This is a genomic window from Pseudonocardia nematodicida (assembly GCF_040105385.1).
Taxonomy (GTDB): domain Bacteria; phylum Actinomycetota; class Actinomycetes; order Mycobacteriales; family Pseudonocardiaceae; genus Pseudonocardia; species Pseudonocardia nematodicida.
Map to the genome: position 1 here is coordinate 93,937 of NZ_JBEDNQ010000003.1, position 20,574 is coordinate 114,510.

Genomic DNA, 20,574 nt, shown 5'->3' on the forward strand with positions numbered 1-20,574 from the left:
AAACCCCTGTCACCCCATCGGTCACAGACGTCACCCGGGCCCCGATCGTGTCTCTCGCACCATGCGCCACGGCCGCATAGCGTCGCTGTCCGTGAGCTCCTCGCGTCGCCGTACCGCCCTGTCGGTCACAGCTGGTGTCCTCGCGGTCGCGCTCGGTGTTCTCACCGCGCCTGCGGCGGCCGCCGGTGAGGCCCCCGACGCCGCACGTCCCACGAGCGGTTCCGGGGGCGCCTTCACGATCGGATCCGCGACCGGCGGGTATCTGGTGCAGACGGCGTCGTCGGAGCAGACCCGCGCCGCCGCCGAGGCCGTCGGCGCCACGCCCTCGGCCACCTTCGCCACCGCCGTGCACGGCTTCGCCGCCACCCTCGACCCCGCCCAGGCGGCCGCCCTGCGCGACCGGCCCGGCGTCGTCGGGATCGAGAAGGACCGCACGGTCACCCCGCTGGGCCCGATGGGCGTGCACCAGGACGCGATCGACTCCGGTGCCCGGGCCGAGCAGGAGCCGGGCAACTGGGGCCTGGACCGGATCGACCAGCCGGACCTGCCGCTCGACGGGCAGTTCCGGCGCACCGCGAGCGGGTCCGGTGTGGACGTGTTCGTCCTCGACACCGGAGTGGACGCGAGCCACCCCGAGTTCGGCGACCGGGCGGCGCTGGAGACCAACACGGTCGACCGGCGCGACGAGGACTGCGACGGGCACGGCACCGTCGTCGCCGGGATCGCGGCGTCGCAGAACTTCGGGGTCGCCCCGGAGGCGCGGATCCGCGGGGTCAAGGTGCTCGACTGCAACGGCACCGGGACGCTGTCGTCGTTGCTGGCCGGGATCGACTGGGTGGTGCAGAACCGGGAGCGCCCCTCGGTCGCGGTGATGTCGTGGAGCTACGGCGACTCGCCGATCCTGCAGCAGGCCGTCGAGCGGATGATCGGCGCCGGTGTCTTCGCCGCGTCGTCGGCGGGCAACACCGGCGGCGACGACTGCCGCGCCCTGCCACGGGCGGTCGGTGACGTGCTGGTCGTCGCGAACTCCACGATCGAGGACCGGCGGGCGTCGAACTCGTCGACCGGGCGGTGCGTGTCGTTGTACGCGCCGGGGAGCCGGATCGTCGCGCCGGTCCCGGGCGGGCGTACCGCCTCCTACAGCGGGACCTCGATGGCGGCCCCGTTCGCCGCGGGCGTCGGCGCGCTCTACAAGGAGACGAACGGCGACCGGCCCAGCACCGAGGTGAAGCAGTGGATCCTGGACAACGCGGCGCCGGACCGGATCTCCGGGGGCGGCACCGGCGGGACGCCGAACCTGCTGCTGCAGACCGGCGGGTTGTAGCCCGCGGTTGGCAGGGGTGACCGTAACGGGACAGGATGTGACGGCGATCGCAGTCCGCGCCCCGAGGAGAACGACGACGTGACCTCCGCACCCGGCACCCCGACCGTCCCGTCCTACGCCTCGGGGACCTCCGACACCCCGTTGCTCGGCGACACCATCGGCGACGACCTCGACCGCACCGTCGCCCGCGTCCCGGACAACGACGCCCTGGTCGAGGTCGCGACCGGCCGGCGCTGGACCTACACCCAGCTGCGCGAGGACGTCGACACGCTCGCCTGCGGCCTGCTCGCCGCCGGCGTGCAGACCGGGGACCGGCTCGGGATCTGGGCCCCCAACATGGCCGAGTGGACGCTGGTCCAGTACGCCACGGCCAAGCTCGGCGTCGTCCTGGTCAACATCAACCCCGCCTACCGGACGCACGAGCTGGAGTTCGTGCTGCGCCAGGCCGGGATCTCGACGCTGGTCGCGGCGAGCGCCTTCAAGACGTCGGACTACGAGAAGATGATCTCCGAGGTGCGCGGGAACTGCCCGGACCTGCAGCGGGTGGTGATCATCGGGTCCGAGGACTGGACGGCGCTGGCGGACGGGGGTTCCGCATCCGACCGGATCCGGCTGGCCGAGATCCAGGCCTCGCTGACCGCGGACGACCCGATCAACATCCAGTACACCTCGGGGACGACCGGGTTCCCGAAGGGCGCGACGCTGTCGCACCACAACATCCTCAACAACGGCTTCTACGTCGGCCGGCTCTGCGGCTACACCGAGGCCGACCGGGTCGCCATCCCGGTGCCCTTCTACCACTGCTTCGGCATGGTGATGGGCAACCTCGGCTGCACCACGCACGGCGCGACGATGGTGATCCCGGCCCAGGGCTTCGACCCGAAGGCGACACTGCGCGCGGTCGAGCAGGAGCGCTGCACCTCGCTCTACGGCGTCCCGACGATGTTCATCGCCGAGCTCAACGACCCGGACTTCGACGCGTTCGACCTCACGAGTCTCCGCACCGGGATCATGGCCGGCTCGCCGTGCCCGGTGGAGGTGATGAAACAGGTCGTCGAACGGATGGGGATGACCGAGGTGACGATCTGCTACGGCATGACCGAGACCTCGCCGGTGTCCACCCAGACCCGCGCCGACGACTCGCTGGACCGCCGGGTGTCCACGGTGGGCCGGGTGCACCCGCACCTGGAGGTGAAGGTCGTCGACCCGGAGAGCGGGCGGACGCTGCCCCGCGGCGAGCCGGGCGAGCTGTGCACCCGGGGCTACTCGGTGATGCTCGGCTACTGGGAGCAGCCGGAGAAGACCGCCGAGGTGATCGACCGTGCGCGGTGGATGCACACCGGCGACCTCGCGGTGATGGACGACGAGGCCTACGTGACCATCACCGGCCGGATCAAGGACCTGGTCATCCGCGGGGGCGAGAACGTCTACCCCCGGGAGATCGAGGAGTTCCTCTACACCCACCCCGACGTCCTCGACGCGCAGGTCGTCGGGGTCCCGGACGAGCGCTACGGCGAGGAGCTGTGCGCCTGGGTGATCCTGCGGGAGGGGGCGACCGCGATGACCGCGGAGTCGTTGCGCGAGTACGCCGGCGGCAGGCTGTCGCACTACAAGATCCCGCGGCACGTGCTCGTCGTCGACGAGTTCCCGATGACGGTCACCGGGAAGGTGCGGAAGGTGGAGATGCGGGAGAAGTCGGTCGGGATGCTGGGGCTGGATCCGGCGGCCCGTGATACCTGACCGGACGGCCTACCGGGCGGTACCATGACGGGGCGCGTCCGGGTGCTCTCACGCTTTCGAATGTGACGGTTCACCGGGCGCGTTTGTCGTGCAGCAACGCAGGAATCGAGGAGCACGGTGCCCAGCGGCAGGGTCAAGTGGTACGACGCGGAGAAGGGCTTCGGCTTCCTCTCCCAGGACGGCGGGGAGGACGTCTACGTCCGCAAGGCGGCACTGCCGTCCGGCGTGGAGGGCCTCAAGGCCGGTCAGCGCGTCGAGTTCGGCATGGCCGAGGGCCGGCGCGGCCCGCAGGCGCTGTCCGTGCGCCTGGTCGAGAAGCAGGCCTCCGCGGTCGAGAACACCCGGCGTCCGGCCGAGGAGCTGCACGGCCTGATCGAGGACATGGTCGCGCTGATGGAGAACAAGATCCAGCCCGCGCTGCGGCACGGTCGCTACCCGGACCGCAAGACCTGCAAGCTCGCCGCGGACGTGGTCCGCGCGGTGGCCCGCGACCTGGACGGCTGAGGCCGGCCCGGGAAATGCCGGGCCGGGTGGCGGCGTTGCCCACCACGTGCGCCTGTCCCTGCTCGACCGTTCCCGGACCCGCGCCGGCGAGCCCGACTCGGCGGCGCTGCGGCACACCGTCGAGCGGGCCCGCCGCGCCGAGGAGCTCGGCTACCACCGGTTCTGGGTGGCCGAGCACCACGCCGTGCCCGGCATCGCCTCCGGCAGCCCGCCGGTCCTGATGGCCGCGGTCGCCGCCGCGACCGACCGGATCCGGGTCGGTTCCGGCGGGATCATGCTGCCCAACCACCAGCCGCTGGTCGTCGCCGAGCAGATCGCGATGCTCGCCGCGCTGCACCCGGGCCGGATCGACCTCGGGATCGGGCGCTCGCCCGGCTTCACCGAGCCGGTCCGGCGCGCGCTGCGGGTCTCCGGCACCGGAGGGTTCCGGGCCGATCTCGACGAGCTCCGCGGGTACCTCGACGGCACCGGCCCGGTCACCGCGCGCCCCCGCCTCGACGCCGGGGTGCCGCTGTTCCTGCTGGCCACCGGCGCCGGGCTGGCCCTGGCCGGCGAGCTGGGGCTGCCGGTGGTCGTCGGCGGACCGGTGCTGTCCGACCGTGCCGCGCTGGACGGCTACCGCGAGCGCGCCGGCGACGCGGCACATCTGGTGGTGAGCGCCGACGTGCTGGTCGGCGACCCGGACCTGGCGCTGCCCGAGGCGTGGGCGCTGGCCGCGGCCCGCACGACCGGCGAGTTCCCGCCGCTGGAGCCGGCCGACCCCGGGCGCACGACCACCCGGCGTCAGCGGGAGGTGGTCTCCGACGCGCTGGCCCGCACGATCACCGGCGACGAGGACACCGTCGCCGAGCAGCTCGACGACCTGGTCGAGCGCACCGGCGCCGACGAGCTGCTGGTCAGCTCGTCGACCTACGACCGGGACGCGCTGGCCCGCTCGGACGCCGCCGTGGCCCGGCTGGTCACCGGGGCCGAGCCCGTCGCGCGGGTGCGCCGGGCGGGTTGAGCCGCGCGACTACGAGGGCTGCTCCCCGACCAGCACCCAGGTCGCCCGGACCGGGAACTGCAGCTCCTCGGTCTCCTCGTCGATCGCCGGGGCGGCCCCGAACAGCTGCACCTGCGCGGTGACCAGCCGGTCCTCGGCCGAGGGCAGGTTCAGGGTGAACTCGGTGCGCGAGTCCGGCGCGGCGATGTCGCTGCGCTGCTCGATGGGGGTGGGGTCGTCGCCGCGGGTGAAGGCGTAGGCGACCTGCCAGGGCGCCGAGGAGACCTCCTGCGGCACCTCGATCCGGACCGGCGTGCCGGGCGGGACGTCGGCGGTGACCCGCGAGTTCGGCTCGTCCGTGCAGTTCTCCATCGACGTGTCGCACATCTGGGTCGGCGCGGCGGTGAGCGCGTTGCCGGCGACGTCGAAGGTGACGTTCGGGCTGCTGCCGCCACCGCACCCGGTGAGCAGCGCGGCGGACACGGCGAGCAGCAGCCCGGCCGACGCGCGGGCCGACCGGCGGGAGCGGGGGGTCACGGGGTCGAGCGTACGGGCCCGGTGTCGGAGTTCTCGGAGCCGGCGGAACCCTCGGGGGCCGGGCGCGGGCCCAGCCGGGGCACCAGCGTGCCGCCGCGGCGCACCGTCTCGGCCTGCAGCGCGAACAACGCCACCACCCCCGCGACGATTCCGAACCCGATCCGGAACGTGTCGTGCGGGGCGAGCACGCCGATCGCGCCGCCGAGCACCCAGGCCAGCTGCAGCACCGTCTCCGACCGGCCGAACGCCGACGCCCGGGCGTGCTCGGGCAGGTCGCGCTGGATCACCGCGTCCAGGCAGACCTTGGCCAGCGCGCTCGCCGTCGACGCCACCAGCGCCGCGACCACCGCCGCCGCGACGCCCGGCAGCAGCGCCGCCCCGGTCGCGGCGAGCAGCGCGGCACCGGCCGCGCCCAGCACCACCGGCTCGACCCGGGCGAACCGGCTGCGCGCGCCGACCGCGTTGCCCAGGAACAGCCCGGCCCCGGCGGCCGCCCCGACCGTCCCGAGCACGACGACCTGACCGGCCGGATCCCCGCCCGGGACCTGTTCGGCGCCGGCCTTCACCACGAACGCGACGAACAGCATCAGGAACCCGGTGAGCACCCGGACCGCACCGGTGCCCCACAGCGCGACCAGCACCGCGCGCGTCGCCGGGACCTTCCGGCGCCGCGACCCGGGGCGCTCCGGCAGGGCCGCCGGGACCTCGCCGCGGGTCGACTCCACCCGCCGCGGGATCCGCAGGCACAGCACCGCGCCGACGACCCCCAGGACCGCGGTCCACCACAGCGCGCCGGGCGAGCCGAACGGCCAGGCCGCGGCGGCCGCGACCGCCCCGGCCACACCGCCGGCCGCCATCCCGAACGTCGTCAGCCGGGAGTTCGTGGTCGCCAGCGTGATCGTCGACGGCAGCACCCGCGGCGTCACCGCGGCCTTGAGGACCAGGAACGACTTGCTCAGCACCATGATCCCGAGCGCGGCCGGGTAGAGCACCCAGCTGTCCAGCCCGAACACCAGCACCACCGCGAGCACCGCCCGCCCGATGCACGACGCCGCCATCGCGATCCGCCGGCCGCGCTGCAGCCGGTCCAGCATCGGGCCGATCACCGGCGCGATCAGCGCGAACGGCGCGACCGTGATCGCCAGGTAGAGCGCGACGTTGGCGGTCGACTCGGCCGTCGCGGCGGCGAAGAACAGCGTGTTGGCCAGCGCGACGGCCACCGCCGCGTCGAGCGCGTAGGTGAGCATCGTGGCGTAGGTCAGCGCGGTGAGCCCGGAGCGGTCCGCGCCGTCGGCGGTGGCGGCCCGCCGGAACAGCGCGACCGCGCGGCCGCAGAGCTCCCGGACCCGGTGCGCCGCGACGCGGGTGACGGTCAGCTTCCGCGGCCCCGCCCGGGGCGGCTCGGGTGAGGACGCCACGGGAGTCATTGTGCCGGTCGGGCTCAGTTCCCGGGGACCGCGAGCCGGACCCGGAAGGTCGACGGCCACAGCTTCCCGGTGAGCAGGAACTCGTCGCCGGAGACGTGCGCGATGCCGTTGAGGACGTCGGTGCCGCGTCGCCGGTCGGGGTCGAGCAGCCCGGACGCGTCCACCACCGCGTCGACGACGCCGGTGGCCGGGTCGATCCGCACGATCCGGTCGGTGCGCCACACGTTCGCCCACACCCGGTCGCCGACGCACTCCAGCTCGTTGAGCTCCGGCAGCGGCCGGCCGTCGAGGGTGACCGGCACCGAGCCGGTCTCGCGCAGGTCGGCCGGGTCGTGGAAGCGCAACCGGTCGGTGCCGTCGGACCGGACGACGCGCGGGCCGCCGTCCGGGCCGGTGTCGGCGCACAGCCCCCAGCCCTCGCCGTCGATCGGGACCTCCCGCAGCAGTCGCAGCGACGCCCGGTCCCACTCCAGCGCCACACCGTCGGTCCAGGTCAGCTGCCAGATGCGGTCGCCGACGACGGTGATGCCCTCCCCGAAGTAGGACGGCGGCAGCGGCGTCGCGCCCCGGACCTGACCGGTCTCGGGGTCGGTCGCCCGGATCTCCGACTCACCGACCCGGCCGGTGCCCTCGTAGAGCGTGCCGTCGCGGAGCTCGAAGCCCTGGGTGAAGGCCGCCGGGTCGTGCGGCAGCTCGGCCAGCACCTCCGGGCGGATCTCCGGTACGTCGCCCGGCTCGTCCGCCGGGCTCGAGGGCGCCGCCGCGGCACAGGACGCGACGAGTGCGAGGACGGCGGGGAGCAGCAGCAGCCGGGGGGCGGGCACCCGCCCAGGATGCCCGGGGCGGGGTGGCACACTGGTGAGGTGAGTGCCGGTGAGGAGAGTGTCCCCGCGTCCGGGGGATCGCCGTCCCAGCTGAGCGCGGCGGTGGAGACCGCCCGCGCCGCGGCCGTCGAGGAGGCGTCGTTCGATCTCGGCGCGGCCGGGGCGGTCGCCGCCGTCGGCGACCATCTCGGGTACGAGCCGGAGGACGACGGGTCGCTCACCCACTCCTTCGTCGCCGCGCTGCCCGGCTACCGGGGCTGGCGCTGGGCGGTCACGCTCGCGAGTGCGGGCGAGGGCGAGCCGGTCACCGTCTCGGAGACGGTGCTGCTGCCCGGTGCCACCGCGCTCGTCGCGCCCGGCTGGGTGCCGTGGGACCAGCGGGTCCGGCCCGACGATCTCAGGCCCGGCGACCTGCTGCCGGCGCCGGCCGACGACCCGCGCCTGGTGCCCGGATACGTCGACTCCGGGGACCCGGCCGTCGACGAGCTGGCCCGCGAGGCCGGGCTCGGCCGCGAGCGCGTGCTGTCCCCCGAGGGCCGGGACGCCGCCGCCGAACGCTGGCAGGACGGCGACCGCGGCCCGGCGGCCGAGCTGGCCCGCTCCGCGCCGGGGTCCTGCGGGACGTGCGGGTTCCTCGTGCCGCTGGCCGGGGCGCTGCGTGGCGCGTTCGGCGTGTGCGCCAACGCCTCGTCCCCGGCCGACGCCGAGGTCGTCGCCGTCGGGTTCGGGTGCGGTGCGCATTCGTCGGTGACCGAGGTGGGCGGATCCCCGGTGTACGTCTCGGCGCTGGTCTACGACGACGGCGTGGACCTCGAGCCGGTCGGTTCGTCGTCCTGAGCGATCCCTCCGGCGACCTGTTCGGCACCGCCGCGCTCCGGGACGGCGTCCTCGCCGCGTGGGCCGCGTCGCCGACCCGGTTCCGCGAGGACGTCAACACCGAGGACGACCTGCGCCGCGGTGGCTACGCCGACACCTGGGTCGCCGAACTCCTGCAGAACGCCGCCGACGCCGCGGTCGAGGCCGGCGTCCCCGGCCGGGTCCGGGCTTCCGTGCACGACGGTGAGCTCCGGATCGCCAACACCGGCGTCCCGCTGACCGCGGCCGGGGTCGCGGCGCTGGCGGCGCTGCGGGCGTCGGCGAAGCGCGACGTGCACGGCGCGACCGGCCGGTTCGGCGTCGGGTTCGCCGCCGTGCTCGCCGTCTGCTCGGCGCCCCGGCTGGTCAGCGCGGCCGGTGGGGTCGCGTTCTCGGCGTCCCGGACCGCGTCCGAGGTGGCCGCACTCGACGGGGCCGCCGCCGCGGAGCTGGCCCGGGACGCGCGGGTGCCCGCGCTGCGGCTGGTCTGGCCGGCCGAGGACCCCGACGGGCCGCCCGAGGGCTACGCGACCGAGGTCCGGCTCCCGCCGGACGCCGGGGATCCGGCGGTACTGCTCGACGAGTTCGCCCGGACCGCCGCCGACCTGCTGCTCGCCCTGCCGGCACTGGAGCGGGTGGAGGCCGGCGACGCCGTCCTGACCCGGGACGAGCCCGCCCCCGGCCGGGTCCGGGTGAGCGGCCCGACCGGCCCGCGCGAGTTCCGCACCGGCATCCGCGGCGAGGTCCGGTGGGTGCTGCCGCTCGCCTCCGGGGAGCCCGCCCCGCTCGGTCCGGACGCCGGGGAGGTGCTGCACGCGCCGACCCCGAGCCTGGAGGCGCTGTCGTTGCCCGCCCGGCTGTTCGCGCCGTTCCCGCTGGACCCGGACCGCCGGCGGATCCGCGCCGAGGACCCGGCCGCCGACGGGCTGGTCGCCGATGCCGCCGTGGCCTACGCCGACCTGGTCCGCTCGCTCGCGCCGGAGCACCGGACATCGCTGGTCCCCGCACCGGCGTTCCCGCGCTCCCCGTTGGACGCGCGCCTCCGTGAGGCGATCGCCGCGGAACTCGCCCGCACTCCCTGGCTGCCGGCCGCCCGCGCCGGCCGGCCGCCCGCCGTGCCACGAACGGACCCTTCGTCGGAATCCTCTTCACCAGCGGGCGGTTCGTGGGAGGTGCCGGCTGGTGGGCCCGGCCCTGGCGACGACGCTGCCGTGCCACGAACGGACCCTTCGTCGGAGTTCTCTTCACGAGGGGTCCGTTCGTGGGAGGTGCCGGCTGGTGGGCCCGGCCCGAGCGACGCCGACGCCGTGCTCGCTCCCGACCGGGCCGAGTGGCTCGACCTCGGCGTCGACACTCCCGGCCTGCCGGAGCTCCTGGCCGCCGCCGACCCGGCGTTCGAGCGGCTGATCGCCTCCGGCGTCACCCCTCCGCCCGGGCTGGACGTCGACCGGCTCGGACCGGCCGGGCTCGCGGAGCGGCTCACCGGCGTCGACACCGATCCGGCCTGGTGGGGACGGCTCTACGCCGCACTCGCCCCGGCCGTCGGCACCGTCCCCGGCCTGGCCGCCGAACTCGGCGCCCTGCCCGTCCCGCTCGCCGACGGCCGGCTCGTCCCCGGCCCGGCCTCGGTCCTCGTGGCCTCCGGTGGAACGGCCCCGGCGATCCCCGAGCTGCGGATCGTGCACCCGGACGCCGCGCACCCGCTGCTGCACCGGCTCGGCGCCGCCGACGCCGACCGGGAGACGCTGCTCGCCGCACCCGCCCTGCACGAGGCCGTCGCCCGCTCGCTGGACGACGCCGAGGCCGGGCTGGACACCGCACCGCTGGCCCACGCGGTGCTGAAGTTGCTCGACACCCCGTCCGCGGAGCGCGACGACCGGTTCGGCGCGCTCGCCCTCACCGACGCCGACGGCGCGCCCGCCCGCGCCGACGAGCTGGTGCTGCCCGACGCCGCGGTGCGTGACCTGCTCGACCCGGACGTCCCGGTCGGCGTCCTCGCCGAGGAGTGGCTGTCCGCCGGGCGGGACGCGCTGGTCGCGGCGGGGGTGCTGGACCGGTTCGCCGTCGTCGCGTTCGACCCCGAGGTGCTGCACGAGGCCGAGGCCTACCTCTCCTCCTCGTCCCCGGACGTGGACGACCTCGCGGACGCGCTGCCCGCGGTGCGTGACCTCGACCTCGTCGCCGACGACGCCTGGCCGGCGGCGCTGGCGCTGCTCGCCGGCGACCGCGACACCCGGGCGGCGATGCTCACCGGGCACACCGCCTGGTGGCTCGCCCGGCACGTCCGGCTCGGCGGCCGGCTGCCGTCGACCTGGCGGCTGGGTTCGGCGACCGACCTGGCCGGGCTCTACGACGCCGTCCCGGAGACCGGGGTCGACGAGGCCGTGCTCGCCGCGATCGGGGTCCGGACCGGACCGTCGGTGACCTGCGCCGACGACGCGGCCGCGCTGCTCGACCGGCTCGCCGAGGCGGACCGGCCGGTGTCCGGTGCGGTCGCCGCGGCCGCGCACAGCGCGCTCGCCGCCGCCGTCGCCGACGGGGTGGTGGATCTCGACGACCTCGACCCGCCCGAGCAGGTCCGCACGGTCGACGGCGCGGTCGCCCCGGCCGAGGAGGCGGTCGTCCTGGACGCCCCCTGGGTGCTGCCCGCGCTGGACGACATCCCCGCGGTCCCGGGTGGTGACGACCCGGAGACCCTCGCCGAGCTGCTCGACCTGCCGCTGGCGTCGGATCGGGTCACCGGCACGGTGCGCGGCACCGGGCGGCCGGTGGAGTGGGCGTCGATCCCGGAGGCCGTACTGGCCGCCCGCGCGGTCGGTGCCGACCTCCCGTCCGACGGCCCGGTGCTGCACGACGAGCTCGTCGTCGATCTCGACCGGGGCGGCCGGGTCGCCGTTCCCGTCTGGCCCGGGGACGACGGGCGCTGGCACGCGACCGACCCGGTGCGGGCGCTGGTGGCCGCGCTGGGTGCGCAGCGGCGTGTCAGGATGATCCCGTGACCGTCGAGCGTGCTCTGCCGCGCCGGGTCGCGGTGCTCTCGGTGCACACCTCGCCGACCGAGCAGCCCGGGACCGGGGACGCGGGCGGGATGAACGTCTACGTCGCCCAGACGGCCGTCCGGATGGCCCGCCGGGGCATCGAGGTCGAGATCTTCACCCGGGCGACGTCGTCCGAGCAGCCGGCGACCGTCGAGCTCGCCCCGGGCGCGACCGTCCGGTTCGTCGCCGCCGGCCCGTTCGAGGGGCTCGGCAAGGACGATCTCCCGAGCCAGCTGTGCGCCTTCACCGCCGGCGTGCTGCGGGCCGAGGCGCGGCACGAGCCGGGCTGGTACGACGTCGTCCACTCGCACTACTGGCTGTCCGGGCAGGTCGGCTGGCTGGCCCGGGACCGCTGGGGCGTGCCGCTCGTCCACTCCGCGCACACCCTGGCCAAGGTCAAGAACGCCGCGCTGGCCGAGGGGGACACCCCGGAGCCGCGGGTCCGGCTGATCGGTGAGGACCAGGTCGTCGCCGAGGCCGACCGGCTGGTCGCGAACACCGAGATCGAGTCCAAACAGCTCCTCGAGCTCTACGACGCCGACCCCAACCGCACCGTCACCATCCCGCCGGGTGTCGACACCGACCGGTTCCGGCCCGGTGACCGCGCCGCCGCCCGGGCGGAGCTGGAGATCGACGCCGACGCGCTGGTGCTGGCGTTCGTCGGGCGGATCCAGCGGCTCAAGGCTCCCGACGTGCTGCTGCGCGCCGCCGCCGAGCTGCTCGCGCGCACGCCGTCGCTGCGCGGCCGGCTGGTCGTGGTCGTCGCCGGCGGGCCGTCCGGGTCCGGGCTGGCGGAACCGACGTCGCTGCACGAGCTGGCCGCCGAGCTGGGGATCACCGACTCCGTCCGGTTCCTGCCGCCGCGCGGCGGCGACGAGCTGGTTTCGGTCTATCGGGCCGCGGACGTCGTCGCCGTGCCCAGCCACAACGAGTCCTTCGGGCTCGTCGCGCTGGAGGCGCAGGCCTGCGGGACGCCCGTGGTCGCGACCCGGGTGGGTGGGCTGCCGGTGGCCGTCGCCGAGGGGCGGTCCGGGCTGCTCGTGACCGGGCACGACATCTCCGACTGGGCCGACGCGCTGGGGGAGCTGGTGTTCGACCCGGCCCGCCGGGAGCGGATGTCCGGCGTCGCGGCCGCGCACGCGCACCGGTTCTCCTGGGACCGCACCACCGAGGCGCTGCTCGGTGCCTACGACGAGGCCCGCGCCGCCTTCCGGCACCGTGCGGGTGGTTCCCGGTGACCGACCTCGACGCGACCATCGGCACAGCGCTGTCCGATATGGACGTCGAGCACGTCCACCGTGGCCCGGGACAGTGGCTGGTGACGCTGCCCGGGGAGGCCCGGCTGCAGACCCAGACCTGGCTGATCGTGCGTGAGCAGACCCTCGCGGTGCAGGCGTTCGTCTGCCGTCGTCCGGACGAGAACCACGAGGGCGTCTACCGGTTCATGCTCCTGCGCAACGCCAAGCTCTACGGCGTGCACTACTGCCTGGACCGGGTCGGCGACATCCACCTGGTCGGCCGGGTGGCCCGGCACGCGGTCACCGGGGACGAGATCGACCGGGTCCTCGGGCAGGTGCTGGAGGCCGCGGACGGGGACTTCAACACGTTCCTGGAACTCGGGTTCGCCTCGTCGATCCGGCGGGAGTACGCGTGGCGGTCCGATCGGGGCGAGTCGACGGCGAACCTGAAGGCGTTCGAGCACCTGTTCTGATCCGTGGCCTCTGGACTGTGGGCCTCTGATCTGTGGCCGGGGCCCGGTGCTGATCGTCGCCGTGTCGCCGTGTCGCCGTGTCGCCGTGTCGCCGTGTCGCCGTGTCGCCGTGTCGCCGACGCGGGTGTCCCTGGCGAGCCGGTCTTCGACGCCGTGCGGGTCGTCTGATGGTCACGGCGGCGTTGGCGGCGGGATCGCCGTCGGCGCGTCCTGGCTCGCACGCCATCGACTCGTTCGCGACCGAGTCCGAGGCGGTTGCTCTTTCCGGGTGACCTTTCCGTGATGGGCTCGCTGACCAGCCGAAACTGTCAGACCCCTTCGCGAGACTCACACGCATGTTCGACGTCACGTCCTCGGCTGATCCGGCCGACACTGATCCGGCCGGCACCGCCTCGCCCGGCACCGCCTCGCCCGGCACCGCCTCGCCCGGCACCGCCTCGCTCGGCGCTGGCTCCGCCGCGTCCACCTCGGCCACGGAAGGCCTTGGCCGGGACTCGGTGCCCCCACCCGATCCCGACCCACCACGGTGGTCGGAACATCCGCCCGATGCCGCACTGCTCGCGATCCTGGAGTGCCCGCCGGATGCGGGGACGTCGTCGTTCGAGCGGGTGGAGCGGATCAAGGCCTTCGAGATGGTGATCGCGCGGTTGCAGGTGATGCAGTCCGAGGAGATCGACGGGTTCGCCGGTGAGGCCGAGCGGGAGGTGGCCGAGTTCCTGGCGAACTACGACCCGGCCCGCGACGGTGGGTTGGGGCCGATGGACACCCTGGAGGGTGCGGTGGACTCGGCCACCGCGGAGATCCGGTTCGCGTTGCACCTGACCCGCACCGGTGCCGGTATCCGGGTGTTCCATGCGCGGCGGCTGTTCGACCCGCGGATGGCCCCGACCGCGGAGCTGGCTCGCGCCGGCCGGCTGACCTGGCCGAAGATCATGAAGGTGCTCGACGGCGCCGACAATCTCACCGAGAAGCAGACCGCCCGGTTGCAGGCCGCGGTGTTGCCGAAGGCTCCGACGCAGACGACGGGGCAGTTGGGTGCGGCGATCGCCCGGTTCCTGCTGCGTCTGGGTGATGAGGTGCCGCGCACGCGCCGGGAGCGCAAGGCCCGGACCCGGGCGGTGGTCGTGCAGCCCGAGCCGGATGGGATGGCGGTGCTGCGGGTGTTCCTGCCCGCCGCGGCCGCCACCGGGGTCTATGCGGTGCTCGATCAGCACGCCCGCGGTTGTGGATCTGCGGATCCGCGGTCGATGGACGAGCGGCGCACCGATGCGTTGGTCGACCTGGTGCTGCACGGCACCGGCTATGCCAGCGAGGGCAGTGCCGCCGTCGCGGCCGTGGTCGCTGCTGCGGCGGCCGAGGCGCGGGCCGCAGGCGAGGGTGCTCCGGTGTCCGCCGCGCCTGCCGCGCCTGCCGCGCCTGCCGCGTCCACCGGTCCGGCCGCGGAGGCGGGCCTGGTGGCGGTGAACCCGTTCGGGATCCCCCGACCCCGCACCGGCGAGACCGCCACCAACTCGGACGGCACCTCTTCCGCGGACAGCAAGTCCGCCGGCCCAGGGGTCGGCAGCGCCGCCTCCGGCCGCGCCGCCTCCGGAAGCGGCGACGGTGGGCGAAGCGGCTCCAGCCGCGCCGCCTCCGGCGGCGAGTCCGGCGGCCGCGCCGCCGAGCGCAGTGCCCCTGGATCCGGCGCGAGCGGCGGCGATCCGGCCGCGACCCCATCCGGCCCCGGCGCCGAGCCGGTCGCGCCGGTCCCGATCCCCGGGATCGCCCCCGCCCCACCCGGCGGCACCCCCGCCGCCCGCAACTCCGTCCAGATCCGCATCAACGTCACGATCTCGGCCGACACCCTGATCGGCGCCGACGACGAGCCCGCCGATCTGGCCGGGTTCGGCCCGATCCCGGCCTCGGATGCCCGGGCGCTGGCGTTCGACCCGGCCAGCATCTGGACCCGGCTGTTCACCGACCCGATCACCGGACAGGTCCAGTACCGCGACCCGACGAAGTACCGGCCGGACGCGAAGACCGATGCGTTCGTCCGGGCCCGGTTCCCCACCTGCGCCACGCCGGGCTGCCGGGTCCCCTCACACCGCTGCGACCTCGACCACGTCGTCCCGCACCGGGCCGACGGCAGCGGCGGGCTGACGGTGGCGGAGAACCTGTGCCCGCACTGCCGCGGTGATCACCTGCTCAAGCACTGCCGCGGCTGGAGCACCGCCCTGCACGCCGACGGGACGGTGGAGTGGACCACCCCGTCGGGGCACGTCTACCGGACCGACCCGTCGCCGGTGGGTCCGGTGCGGGCGACCAACACGGTCGCCAAGCGCGGACCGTCGGTGTTCGACCTGATGCGCGACCCCCAGCGGGCCGCGGAACTACTCGCCGAGAAGACCGCGGAGCCGCCCTTCTGAACCAGATTGACCGGTCGGTAACTTTCGTCCCGCGCCGTCGGGCTCGGGCCCCTACGATGTGCCGACGCCGGGCCGCGTTGCCGCGGACCGGGAGCCGAAGGACCTCGCGAAGGAGCGACGCCCGTGTCGATGCGCAGCCCGTACCCCGACGTCGAGATTCCCGACGTCTCGCTGACCGAGTTCCTGTTCGCCGACGGGTTCGGCGATCGGGCCGACGCGACGGCGTTCGTGGACGGGACGACCGACGACCGGCTGACGTTCGCCGACTTCCACGCGATGACCGAGAAGATCGCGGCGGGGCTGGCCGCGCGCGGCATCGGCAAGGGCGACGTCGTCGCGTTGTTCGCGCCGAACCTGCCCCAGTGGGCGGCGCTGTTCCACGGCATCCTGCGTGCCGGCGGCATCGTGACCAGCGCGAACTCGATGTACACCGCAGGCGAGCTGGCGCACCAGCTGTCCGACTCCGGTGCCAAGATGCTGATCACCGTCTCGTCGTTCCTGGAGCGCGCCGTGCCCGGCGCCAAGGAGGCCGGGCTCTCCGAGGACGTCGTGCTGACGATCGACGCGACCGAGGGGCACGACTCGCTCGCCGACCTGGTCTCCTCCGGCGCGCCCGTCCCCGAGATCGCCACGACCGCCGACGACACCGCGGTGCTGCCGTACTCGTCGGGCACCACCGGCCTGGCCAAGGGCGTGATCCTCACCCACCGCAACCTGGTCGCGAACCTCTGCCAGGTCGCCGCGATGGGTGACGTGTCCCCGCAGACGAAGATCATGGCGTTCCTGCCGTTCTTCCACATCTACGGCATGACCGTGATGATGAACCAGGGGCTGCACCGGCGGGCCACGGTCGTCACGATGCCCCGGTTCGACCTCGAGCAGTTCCTGTCGATCACCCAGCGCTACGAGGTCGACCGGCTCTACATCGCCCCGCCGGTCGCGGTCGCGCTGGCCAAGCACCCGATCGTCGACTCCTACGACCTGTCGTGCGTGAAGACGGTCTTCTCCGGCGCCGCCCCGCTCGACGGCGAGCTCGGCCGGGTCGTCGCACGTCGGCTCGACTGCACCGTGCTGCAGGGCTACGGCATGACCGAGCTGTCCCCGGTCAGCCACTGCATGCCCGACGACCGCGGCGACCTCGACCTCAACTCGTCCGGCTTCGCGCTGCCGAACATCGAGTGCAAGCTCGTCGACCCCGCGACCGGCGAGGAGGTCGGCCCCGGCGAGCGCGGCGAGCTGTGGGTGAAGGGCCCGAACGTGATGGTCGGGTACCTCAACAACACCGACGCCACCGACGCGACGAAGGACGCCGAGGGCTACCTGCACACCGGTGACATCGCCGTCGTCGACGACGAGGGGGTCTACTCGATCGTCGACCGGGTCAAGGAGCTGATCAAGTACAAGGGCTACCAGGTGCCGCCGGCCGAGCTGGAGGCGCTGCTGCTGACCCACGAGTGGATCGCCGACGCCGCGGTCATCGGCGTCAAGGACGCCGAGGGCGAGGAGGTGCCGAAGGCGTTCGTGGTGGTCCAGCCGGGCGGGGACGGGCTCACCGACGAGGCGGTCATGTCGTTCGTCGCCGAGCGGGTCGCGCCGCACAAGAAGGTGCGGGTTGTCGAGTTCCTCGAGCAGATCCCGAAGTCCGCCTCGGGCAAGATCCTGCGCAAGGACCTGCGGGCCCGGGAGAACGCCTGACGTATCGGGCGCGAACCGGCCGGACCGTGCTGAACAGCGGGAACGCCGTCGCCGCGGTGCCGGCCGTGTTCGCGCCCGACCTCGCCCGTAGCAGGTTCCCGTGATCCCGCCACGCCGTCGAGGATGCCCGAGCTACGGCCAGGGCGAGACGGGCGTGCACCCGAAGTCCTCGGGCGCGACGTCGGAGACGGTCTCGCTGAACTGCCACCGGTGACCGGCGAGGTCCTCGACGGAGCATTCCCGCTCCCCGTACTCCCGGTCGACCGGCTCCTCCAGCACCCGCGCACCCCGGGACCGGGCCCGCTCGTGCAGCGCGTCGACGTCCTCGACCCGGACCCGGATCACGTGCGTCACGGCGCCCGGCACGGGCGGGACCTGCTCGTGCCGCACGTCGGCGACGATCACCGCCCCGTCGTCGCCGACGCCGAGCTGGGCGCGGTGGTCGTCGCCGATCCGGGTCCGCTCGACGAAGCCGAACGTCGCGGTCAGCCACGCCACCGCGGCCGGGACGTCGGGGTACACGAGCACCGGGACGACGGTCGGCGGCGGGACGGCCCGGTTGCGCCGGCCGCCGTCCGCGGTGGTCACCGGTCGTACTGGTCGTGCCGGCGGAGCCAGTGCATGAACGGGCCGTCCGCGCGCCCGGCCGGCTGCTCCCAGTTCTCCTGGCGGCCCAGCACGGTCAGGTCGAGCCAGTTGTTCGTGCCGACGACCAGGTCGATCCCGCGGGCGTAGCTGACGTAGGTGAGGAAGACACGGTCGTCGTCGCGCAGGTACGTGCTGATGCCCGGCATCTCGCCCGCCCAGTCGCTCCACGCGTGCCCCTCGGTCCGGACCAGGTCGTCGAGATCGCGGAAGTTGTACTCCACCGGGGCCACGGCCGGATCCAGGGTGACGTGCATGTCGTAGTTGAACGTGCTGCCCTGCGACGAGTACCAGGGCACGTCCCAGCCCATCCGTTCCCGGTACGCGGCGAGCTTCCCGACCGGCGCGCGGGACACCAGCGCCAGAGTGGTGTTGCGGGCGTGCAGGTGGCTCAGGTGCCCGATGTTGTCGACGGTGTAGGAGCAGGACGGGCAGCCCTCGTCCCAGTCCGGGTCGAACATGAAGTGGTAGACGATCAGCTGGCGACGGCCCTCGAAGAGGTCGAGCAGCGTGCGGCGGCTCCCGTCCGGCGCGGTGAACGCGTAGCCGGTGGTGATCTCCAGCATCGGGAGGTCCCGCCGGGCGGCGTTGACGGCGTCGCGCCGGTGGGTCAGCTCCTTCTCCTCGTCCAGCAGCCGGCGACGCGCGGCGCGCCACTCGGCCTCGTCCACGACGCGCGGCAGTGTCTTCATCAACGGGGTCGCCATCGGTACCTCCCGGCTCGATCGGCCAGTCGTTTCAGGGTGAAAGAACGACTCGGCCGGGGACCGGAACTCATCGCGTCTCGTCGACCACCCACGACAGGTACTCGGCGCTCCCGCCGGTCAGCGGGGTCGCGACGATCTCGGGGACGTCGTAGGAGTGCCGCTCGCGCAGGTGCGCGGTCAGCGGTTCGACGCGGTCGGCCGCGGTCTTGATCTCCACCCGCCACTCCGGCTCGGTCTGCACCGCGCCCTCCCAGCGGAAGACGCTGGTGATCGGACCGAGGACCTGGGCGCAGGCGCCGAGCCGGGCCTCGACCGCGCCCGCGGCGAGCTCCTTCGCCGCGGTCTCGCTGTCGGTGGTGGTCAGGACGACGACGGCCGGAACGCGCTCGCTCATGTCTCGCCGCCTCGTCAGAGGCGTTCGACGCGGTCGGCCTGCGGGCCCCGGTCGCTCTGACGCACCGCGAACCGGACCCGGTCACCCTTCTGCAGCGGCGCCGACCCCACGATCACGGACACGTGGGCGAAGAGGTCCTCGCCGCCCGCGTCCGGGGTGATGAAGCCGAAGCCGCGGTCGCCGTCGTAGCGCGCGACGACGCCCTCGCCTCCCCGTACGGGAACGTCCCGCGCCGCCGGCCCCGCGGCCGCGGCAGGTGCCGACCGCTGCGGCGCCGTCCGGGGCCCTCGGACCAGGTGCACGTCGCGGGCCTGCGGGCCCTTGAGCGCACTGGCCACCTCGTAGGCGACGCGGTCGCCCTCCGCGAGCCACGTCAGCCCCTCGGCCAGGGCCCGGGCGTGGACGAAGACGTCCTCGTCGCCGGAGTCGGGGGTGATGAAGCCGAAGCCCTTGTCCTCGTCGTACCAGGCCACCGTGCCGTCGGCGCCGTCCGGGCCGTCCGCAGCGGGTGCGCCGGCGCCCGCTCCCAGCGGGATCACGTGCCCGGCCTGCGGGCCGCGCTCGCCGTCGACGATCAGGAAGGCCACCCGCTGCCCCTCGGTGACCACGCCGCCGGTCACGATGGCGGAGCTGTGCACGAAGATGTCGGCGCCGCCGTCGTCCGGCGACGCGAAGCCGTACCCCTTGCCCGGCTCGTACCAGTTGACGGTGCCGAGCAGACCCACGGCGCTGTCGGCCGCCTCGGCCGTGACGCGCACCCGCAGCGCCTGGGGCCCGCGGTCGTTCTCGCCGACCTCGAACTCGACGACCTGGCCCTCGCGGAGCACGGCCGCGCCGCCGCCCCCGACGATCTCGGAGGCGTGCACGAACACGTCCGGCGAGCCGTCCTCGGGCGCGAGGAAGCCGAACCCCCGGTCGGCGTCGAACCAACGGACGGTTCCCTGCGGCATCGAATACTCCAGGTCGAGCGGGCGGGCACTGGCCCCCAGTCTCTCTGACCGACCTCGCGGTCCGTCGGGCCGGGCCTACGGGCGGGCGGTGCGGAGCCAGGGGCGGGCCGTCGGTCCACCCGGCGACACGCCGAGTTCCGTGACCAGGCCTCAACGGTGGCCGGTTCTCCACATGTGGATCACTTGTGGATGGGTGTGCCGAGCGTGCCGGCATCGGCCTCGACGCCGGCGATGATCTCGTCGAGCGAGCCGTGGTCCGGGTCCTCGAGCCACCGCGCGAGCGCCTCCCCGGCGCAGGTCATCCCGATGCCGGCGACGAGCCGCGCGCGTTCCGGAGGGTGTCCGCGGCGGACCAGCTCGTCGGTGAACAGCTGCTGCAGGGCGGCCTGCTTGAGGCCCTCGCGCGCCTGCAGCGCGGGGGTCCGCGCGATGACCCGGGCGCGCCGGACGAGCATCTCGCGCTGGGGTTCCAGGATCTCGGCGGCGGCGCGCACGGCGTGGACGAACACGGCGAGGCCGGTCCCGTCGTCGGGTGCCGCGGCCGCGGCCCGGGTCATGGCGTGGTGCAGCTCGTCGTCCGGTGCGAAGAGGAAGTCCTCCTTGTCGGCGAAGTGCCGGTAGAGGGTCCGCTGGCCCACCTCGGCCGCCTCGGCGACCGCCGCGACGGTGACGGCGTCGTAGCCGTGCTCGTCGAACAGGTTCATCGCCGCCGCCACGATCGCCGCGCGGGTGCGCCGCTTCTTGATCTCGCGCAGGTTCGGCGCGGCGGGATCGGTCATCGGTCGATTATGGCACCCCTCGCCACGTGGCACGAACAGTCAAATGGCACGGTTTGC

18 protein-coding genes are annotated in these 20,574 nt (G+C 74.4%); 10 read left to right on the top strand and 8 right to left on the bottom strand.

The window, feature by feature from the left end; translation table 11 throughout:
* The first annotated feature begins 91 nt into the window (after positions 1–91).
* From WIS52_RS07760 to WIS52_RS07775, 4 genes are all read left to right on the top strand, one after another.
* Complete coding sequence (locus tag WIS52_RS07760; protein ID WP_349297456.1) at positions 92–1,324, top strand: S8 family peptidase; 1,233 nt, start codon at positions 92–94, stop codon at positions 1,322–1,324.
* Between the two features lie 78 nt (positions 1,325–1,402).
* On the top strand, positions 1,403–3,064 hold the full coding sequence (locus tag WIS52_RS07765; protein WP_349297457.1) for an AMP-binding protein: 1,662 nt from the start codon (positions 1,403–1,405) through the stop codon (positions 3,062–3,064).
* A gap of 117 nt (positions 3,065–3,181) precedes the next feature.
* Positions 3,182–3,568: a cold-shock protein gene (locus WIS52_RS07770; RefSeq protein WP_349297458.1), complete on the top strand. Its 387-nt coding sequence runs from the start codon at positions 3,182–3,184 to the stop codon at positions 3,566–3,568.
* Positions 3,569–3,614: 46 nt separating this feature from the next.
* Complete coding sequence (locus WIS52_RS07775; RefSeq protein ID WP_349297459.1) at positions 3,615–4,571, top strand: MsnO8 family LLM class oxidoreductase; 957 nt, start codon at positions 3,615–3,617, stop codon at positions 4,569–4,571.
* 9 nt (positions 4,572–4,580) lie between these two features.
* On the opposite strand, the gene WIS52_RS07780 is transcribed toward WIS52_RS07775, so the two are convergent.
* The 3 genes from WIS52_RS07780 to WIS52_RS07790 are packed head-to-tail and all read right to left on the bottom strand — an operon-like array spanning position 4,581 to position 7,338.
* On the bottom strand, positions 4,581–5,087 hold the full coding sequence (locus WIS52_RS07780) for a DUF2771 family protein (protein ID WP_349297460.1): 507 nt from the start codon (positions 5,085–5,087) through the stop codon (positions 4,581–4,583).
* Positions 5,084–6,514, bottom strand: a complete 1,431-nt coding sequence (locus tag WIS52_RS07785; RefSeq protein ID WP_349297461.1) for an MFS transporter — start codon at positions 6,512–6,514, stop codon at positions 5,084–5,086. Before WIS52_RS07785 ends, WIS52_RS07780 begins: the two co-directional genes overlap by 4 nt.
* A gap of 14 nt (positions 6,515–6,528) precedes the next feature.
* A complete protein-coding gene (locus WIS52_RS07790; protein WP_349297462.1) occupies positions 6,529–7,338 on the bottom strand; it encodes a glutaminyl-peptide cyclotransferase in 810 nt (269 codons plus the stop codon).
* Positions 7,339–7,377: 39 nt separating this feature from the next.
* Here WIS52_RS07790 and WIS52_RS07795 point away from each other — a divergent pair, with 39 nt between their 5' ends.
* The 6 genes from WIS52_RS07795 to WIS52_RS07820 all read left to right on the top strand — a co-directional run bounded on the left by WIS52_RS07795 (position 7,378) and on the right by WIS52_RS07820 (position 17,042).
* Positions 7,378–8,175 carry a DUF3027 domain-containing protein gene (locus tag WIS52_RS07795; protein WP_349297463.1) on the top strand — a complete coding sequence of 266 codons (798 nt, stop codon included), beginning with the start codon at positions 7,378–7,380 and terminating at the stop codon, positions 8,173–8,175.
* Positions 8,067–11,192 (top strand): sacsin N-terminal ATP-binding-like domain-containing protein, encoded by a 3,126-nt coding sequence (locus tag WIS52_RS07800; RefSeq protein WP_349297464.1) that lies wholly within the window; start codon positions 8,067–8,069, stop codon positions 11,190–11,192. The genes WIS52_RS07795 and WIS52_RS07800 overlap by 109 nt, the downstream gene beginning before the upstream one ends.
* Positions 11,189–12,469: a D-inositol-3-phosphate glycosyltransferase gene (gene mshA, locus WIS52_RS07805; protein ID WP_349297465.1), complete on the top strand. Its 1,281-nt coding sequence runs from the start codon at positions 11,189–11,191 to the stop codon at positions 12,467–12,469. Before WIS52_RS07800 ends, mshA begins: the two co-directional genes overlap by 4 nt.
* A 38-nt stretch (positions 12,470–12,507) precedes the next feature.
* Entirely contained in the window at positions 12,508–12,942 is a 435-nt protein-coding gene (locus WIS52_RS07810; RefSeq protein ID WP_379612345.1) for a type III secretion system chaperone family protein, read from the top strand.
* A 335-nt stretch (positions 12,943–13,277) separates the two neighbouring features.
* Positions 13,278–15,347: an HNH endonuclease signature motif containing protein gene (locus WIS52_RS07815; RefSeq protein WP_349297467.1), complete on the top strand. Its 2,070-nt coding sequence runs from the start codon at positions 13,278–13,280 to the stop codon at positions 15,345–15,347.
* A 129-nt stretch (positions 15,348–15,476) separates the two neighbouring features.
* A complete protein-coding gene (locus tag WIS52_RS07820; protein WP_349297931.1) occupies positions 15,477–17,042 on the top strand; it encodes an AMP-binding protein in 1,566 nt (521 codons plus the stop codon).
* Between the two features lie 132 nt (positions 17,043–17,174).
* Here WIS52_RS07820 and WIS52_RS07825 read toward each other — a convergent pair whose 3' ends face one another.
* The 5 genes from WIS52_RS07825 to WIS52_RS07845 all read right to left on the bottom strand — a co-directional run bounded on the left by WIS52_RS07825 (position 17,175) and on the right by WIS52_RS07845 (position 20,517).
* The gene (locus WIS52_RS07825) at positions 17,175–17,630 is read right to left on the bottom strand and encodes a VOC family protein (RefSeq protein ID WP_349297468.1); all 456 of its coding nucleotides are present in this window, start codon (positions 17,628–17,630) and stop codon (positions 17,175–17,177) included.
* Complete coding sequence (locus tag WIS52_RS07830) at positions 17,627–18,394, bottom strand: DUF899 domain-containing protein (RefSeq protein ID WP_349297469.1); 768 nt, start codon at positions 18,392–18,394, stop codon at positions 17,627–17,629. Before WIS52_RS07830 ends, WIS52_RS07825 begins: the two co-directional genes overlap by 4 nt.
* A 67-nt stretch (positions 18,395–18,461) precedes the next feature.
* Positions 18,462–18,788 (bottom strand): divalent-cation tolerance protein CutA, encoded by a 327-nt coding sequence (gene cutA / locus WIS52_RS07835; protein WP_349297470.1) that lies wholly within the window; start codon positions 18,786–18,788, stop codon positions 18,462–18,464.
* Positions 18,789–18,802: 14 nt separating this feature from the next.
* Positions 18,803–19,738 (bottom strand): cold-shock protein, encoded by a 936-nt coding sequence (locus tag WIS52_RS07840; protein WP_349297471.1) that lies wholly within the window; start codon positions 19,736–19,738, stop codon positions 18,803–18,805.
* A 179-nt stretch (positions 19,739–19,917) separates the two neighbouring features.
* Positions 19,918–20,517, bottom strand: a complete 600-nt coding sequence (locus WIS52_RS07845; protein WP_349297472.1) for a TetR/AcrR family transcriptional regulator — start codon at positions 20,515–20,517, stop codon at positions 19,918–19,920.
* Positions 20,518–20,574: the final 57 nt, after the last annotated feature.

What these genes read in the sequence shown, in the direction of transcription:
- WIS52_RS07830 (WP_349297469.1), bottom strand. Translation starts at nt 18,394, where the DNA reads ATGGCGACCCCGTTGATGAAGACACTGCCGCGCGTCGTGGACGAGGCC.
- WIS52_RS07785 (WP_349297461.1), bottom strand. Translation starts at nt 6,514, where the DNA reads ATGACTCCCGTGGCGTCCTCACCCGAGCCGCCCCGGGCGGGGCCGCGG.
- WIS52_RS07815 (WP_349297467.1), top strand. Translation starts at nt 13,278, where the DNA reads ATGTTCGACGTCACGTCCTCGGCTGATCCGGCCGACACTGATCCGGCC.
- WIS52_RS07810 (WP_379612345.1), top strand. Translation starts at nt 12,508, where the DNA reads ATGGACGTCGAGCACGTCCACCGTGGCCCGGGACAGTGGCTGGTGACG.
- WIS52_RS07840 (WP_349297471.1), bottom strand. Translation starts at nt 19,738, where the DNA reads ATGCCGCAGGGAACCGTCCGTTGGTTCGACGCCGACCGGGGGTTCGGC.
- WIS52_RS07845 (WP_349297472.1), bottom strand. Translation starts at nt 20,517, where the DNA reads ATGACCGATCCCGCCGCGCCGAACCTGCGCGAGATCAAGAAGCGGCGC.
- cutA (WP_349297470.1), bottom strand. Translation starts at nt 18,788, where the DNA reads ATGAGCGAGCGCGTTCCGGCCGTCGTCGTCCTGACCACCACCGACAGC.
- WIS52_RS07820 (WP_349297931.1), top strand. Translation starts at nt 15,477, where the DNA reads ATGCGCAGCCCGTACCCCGACGTCGAGATTCCCGACGTCTCGCTGACC.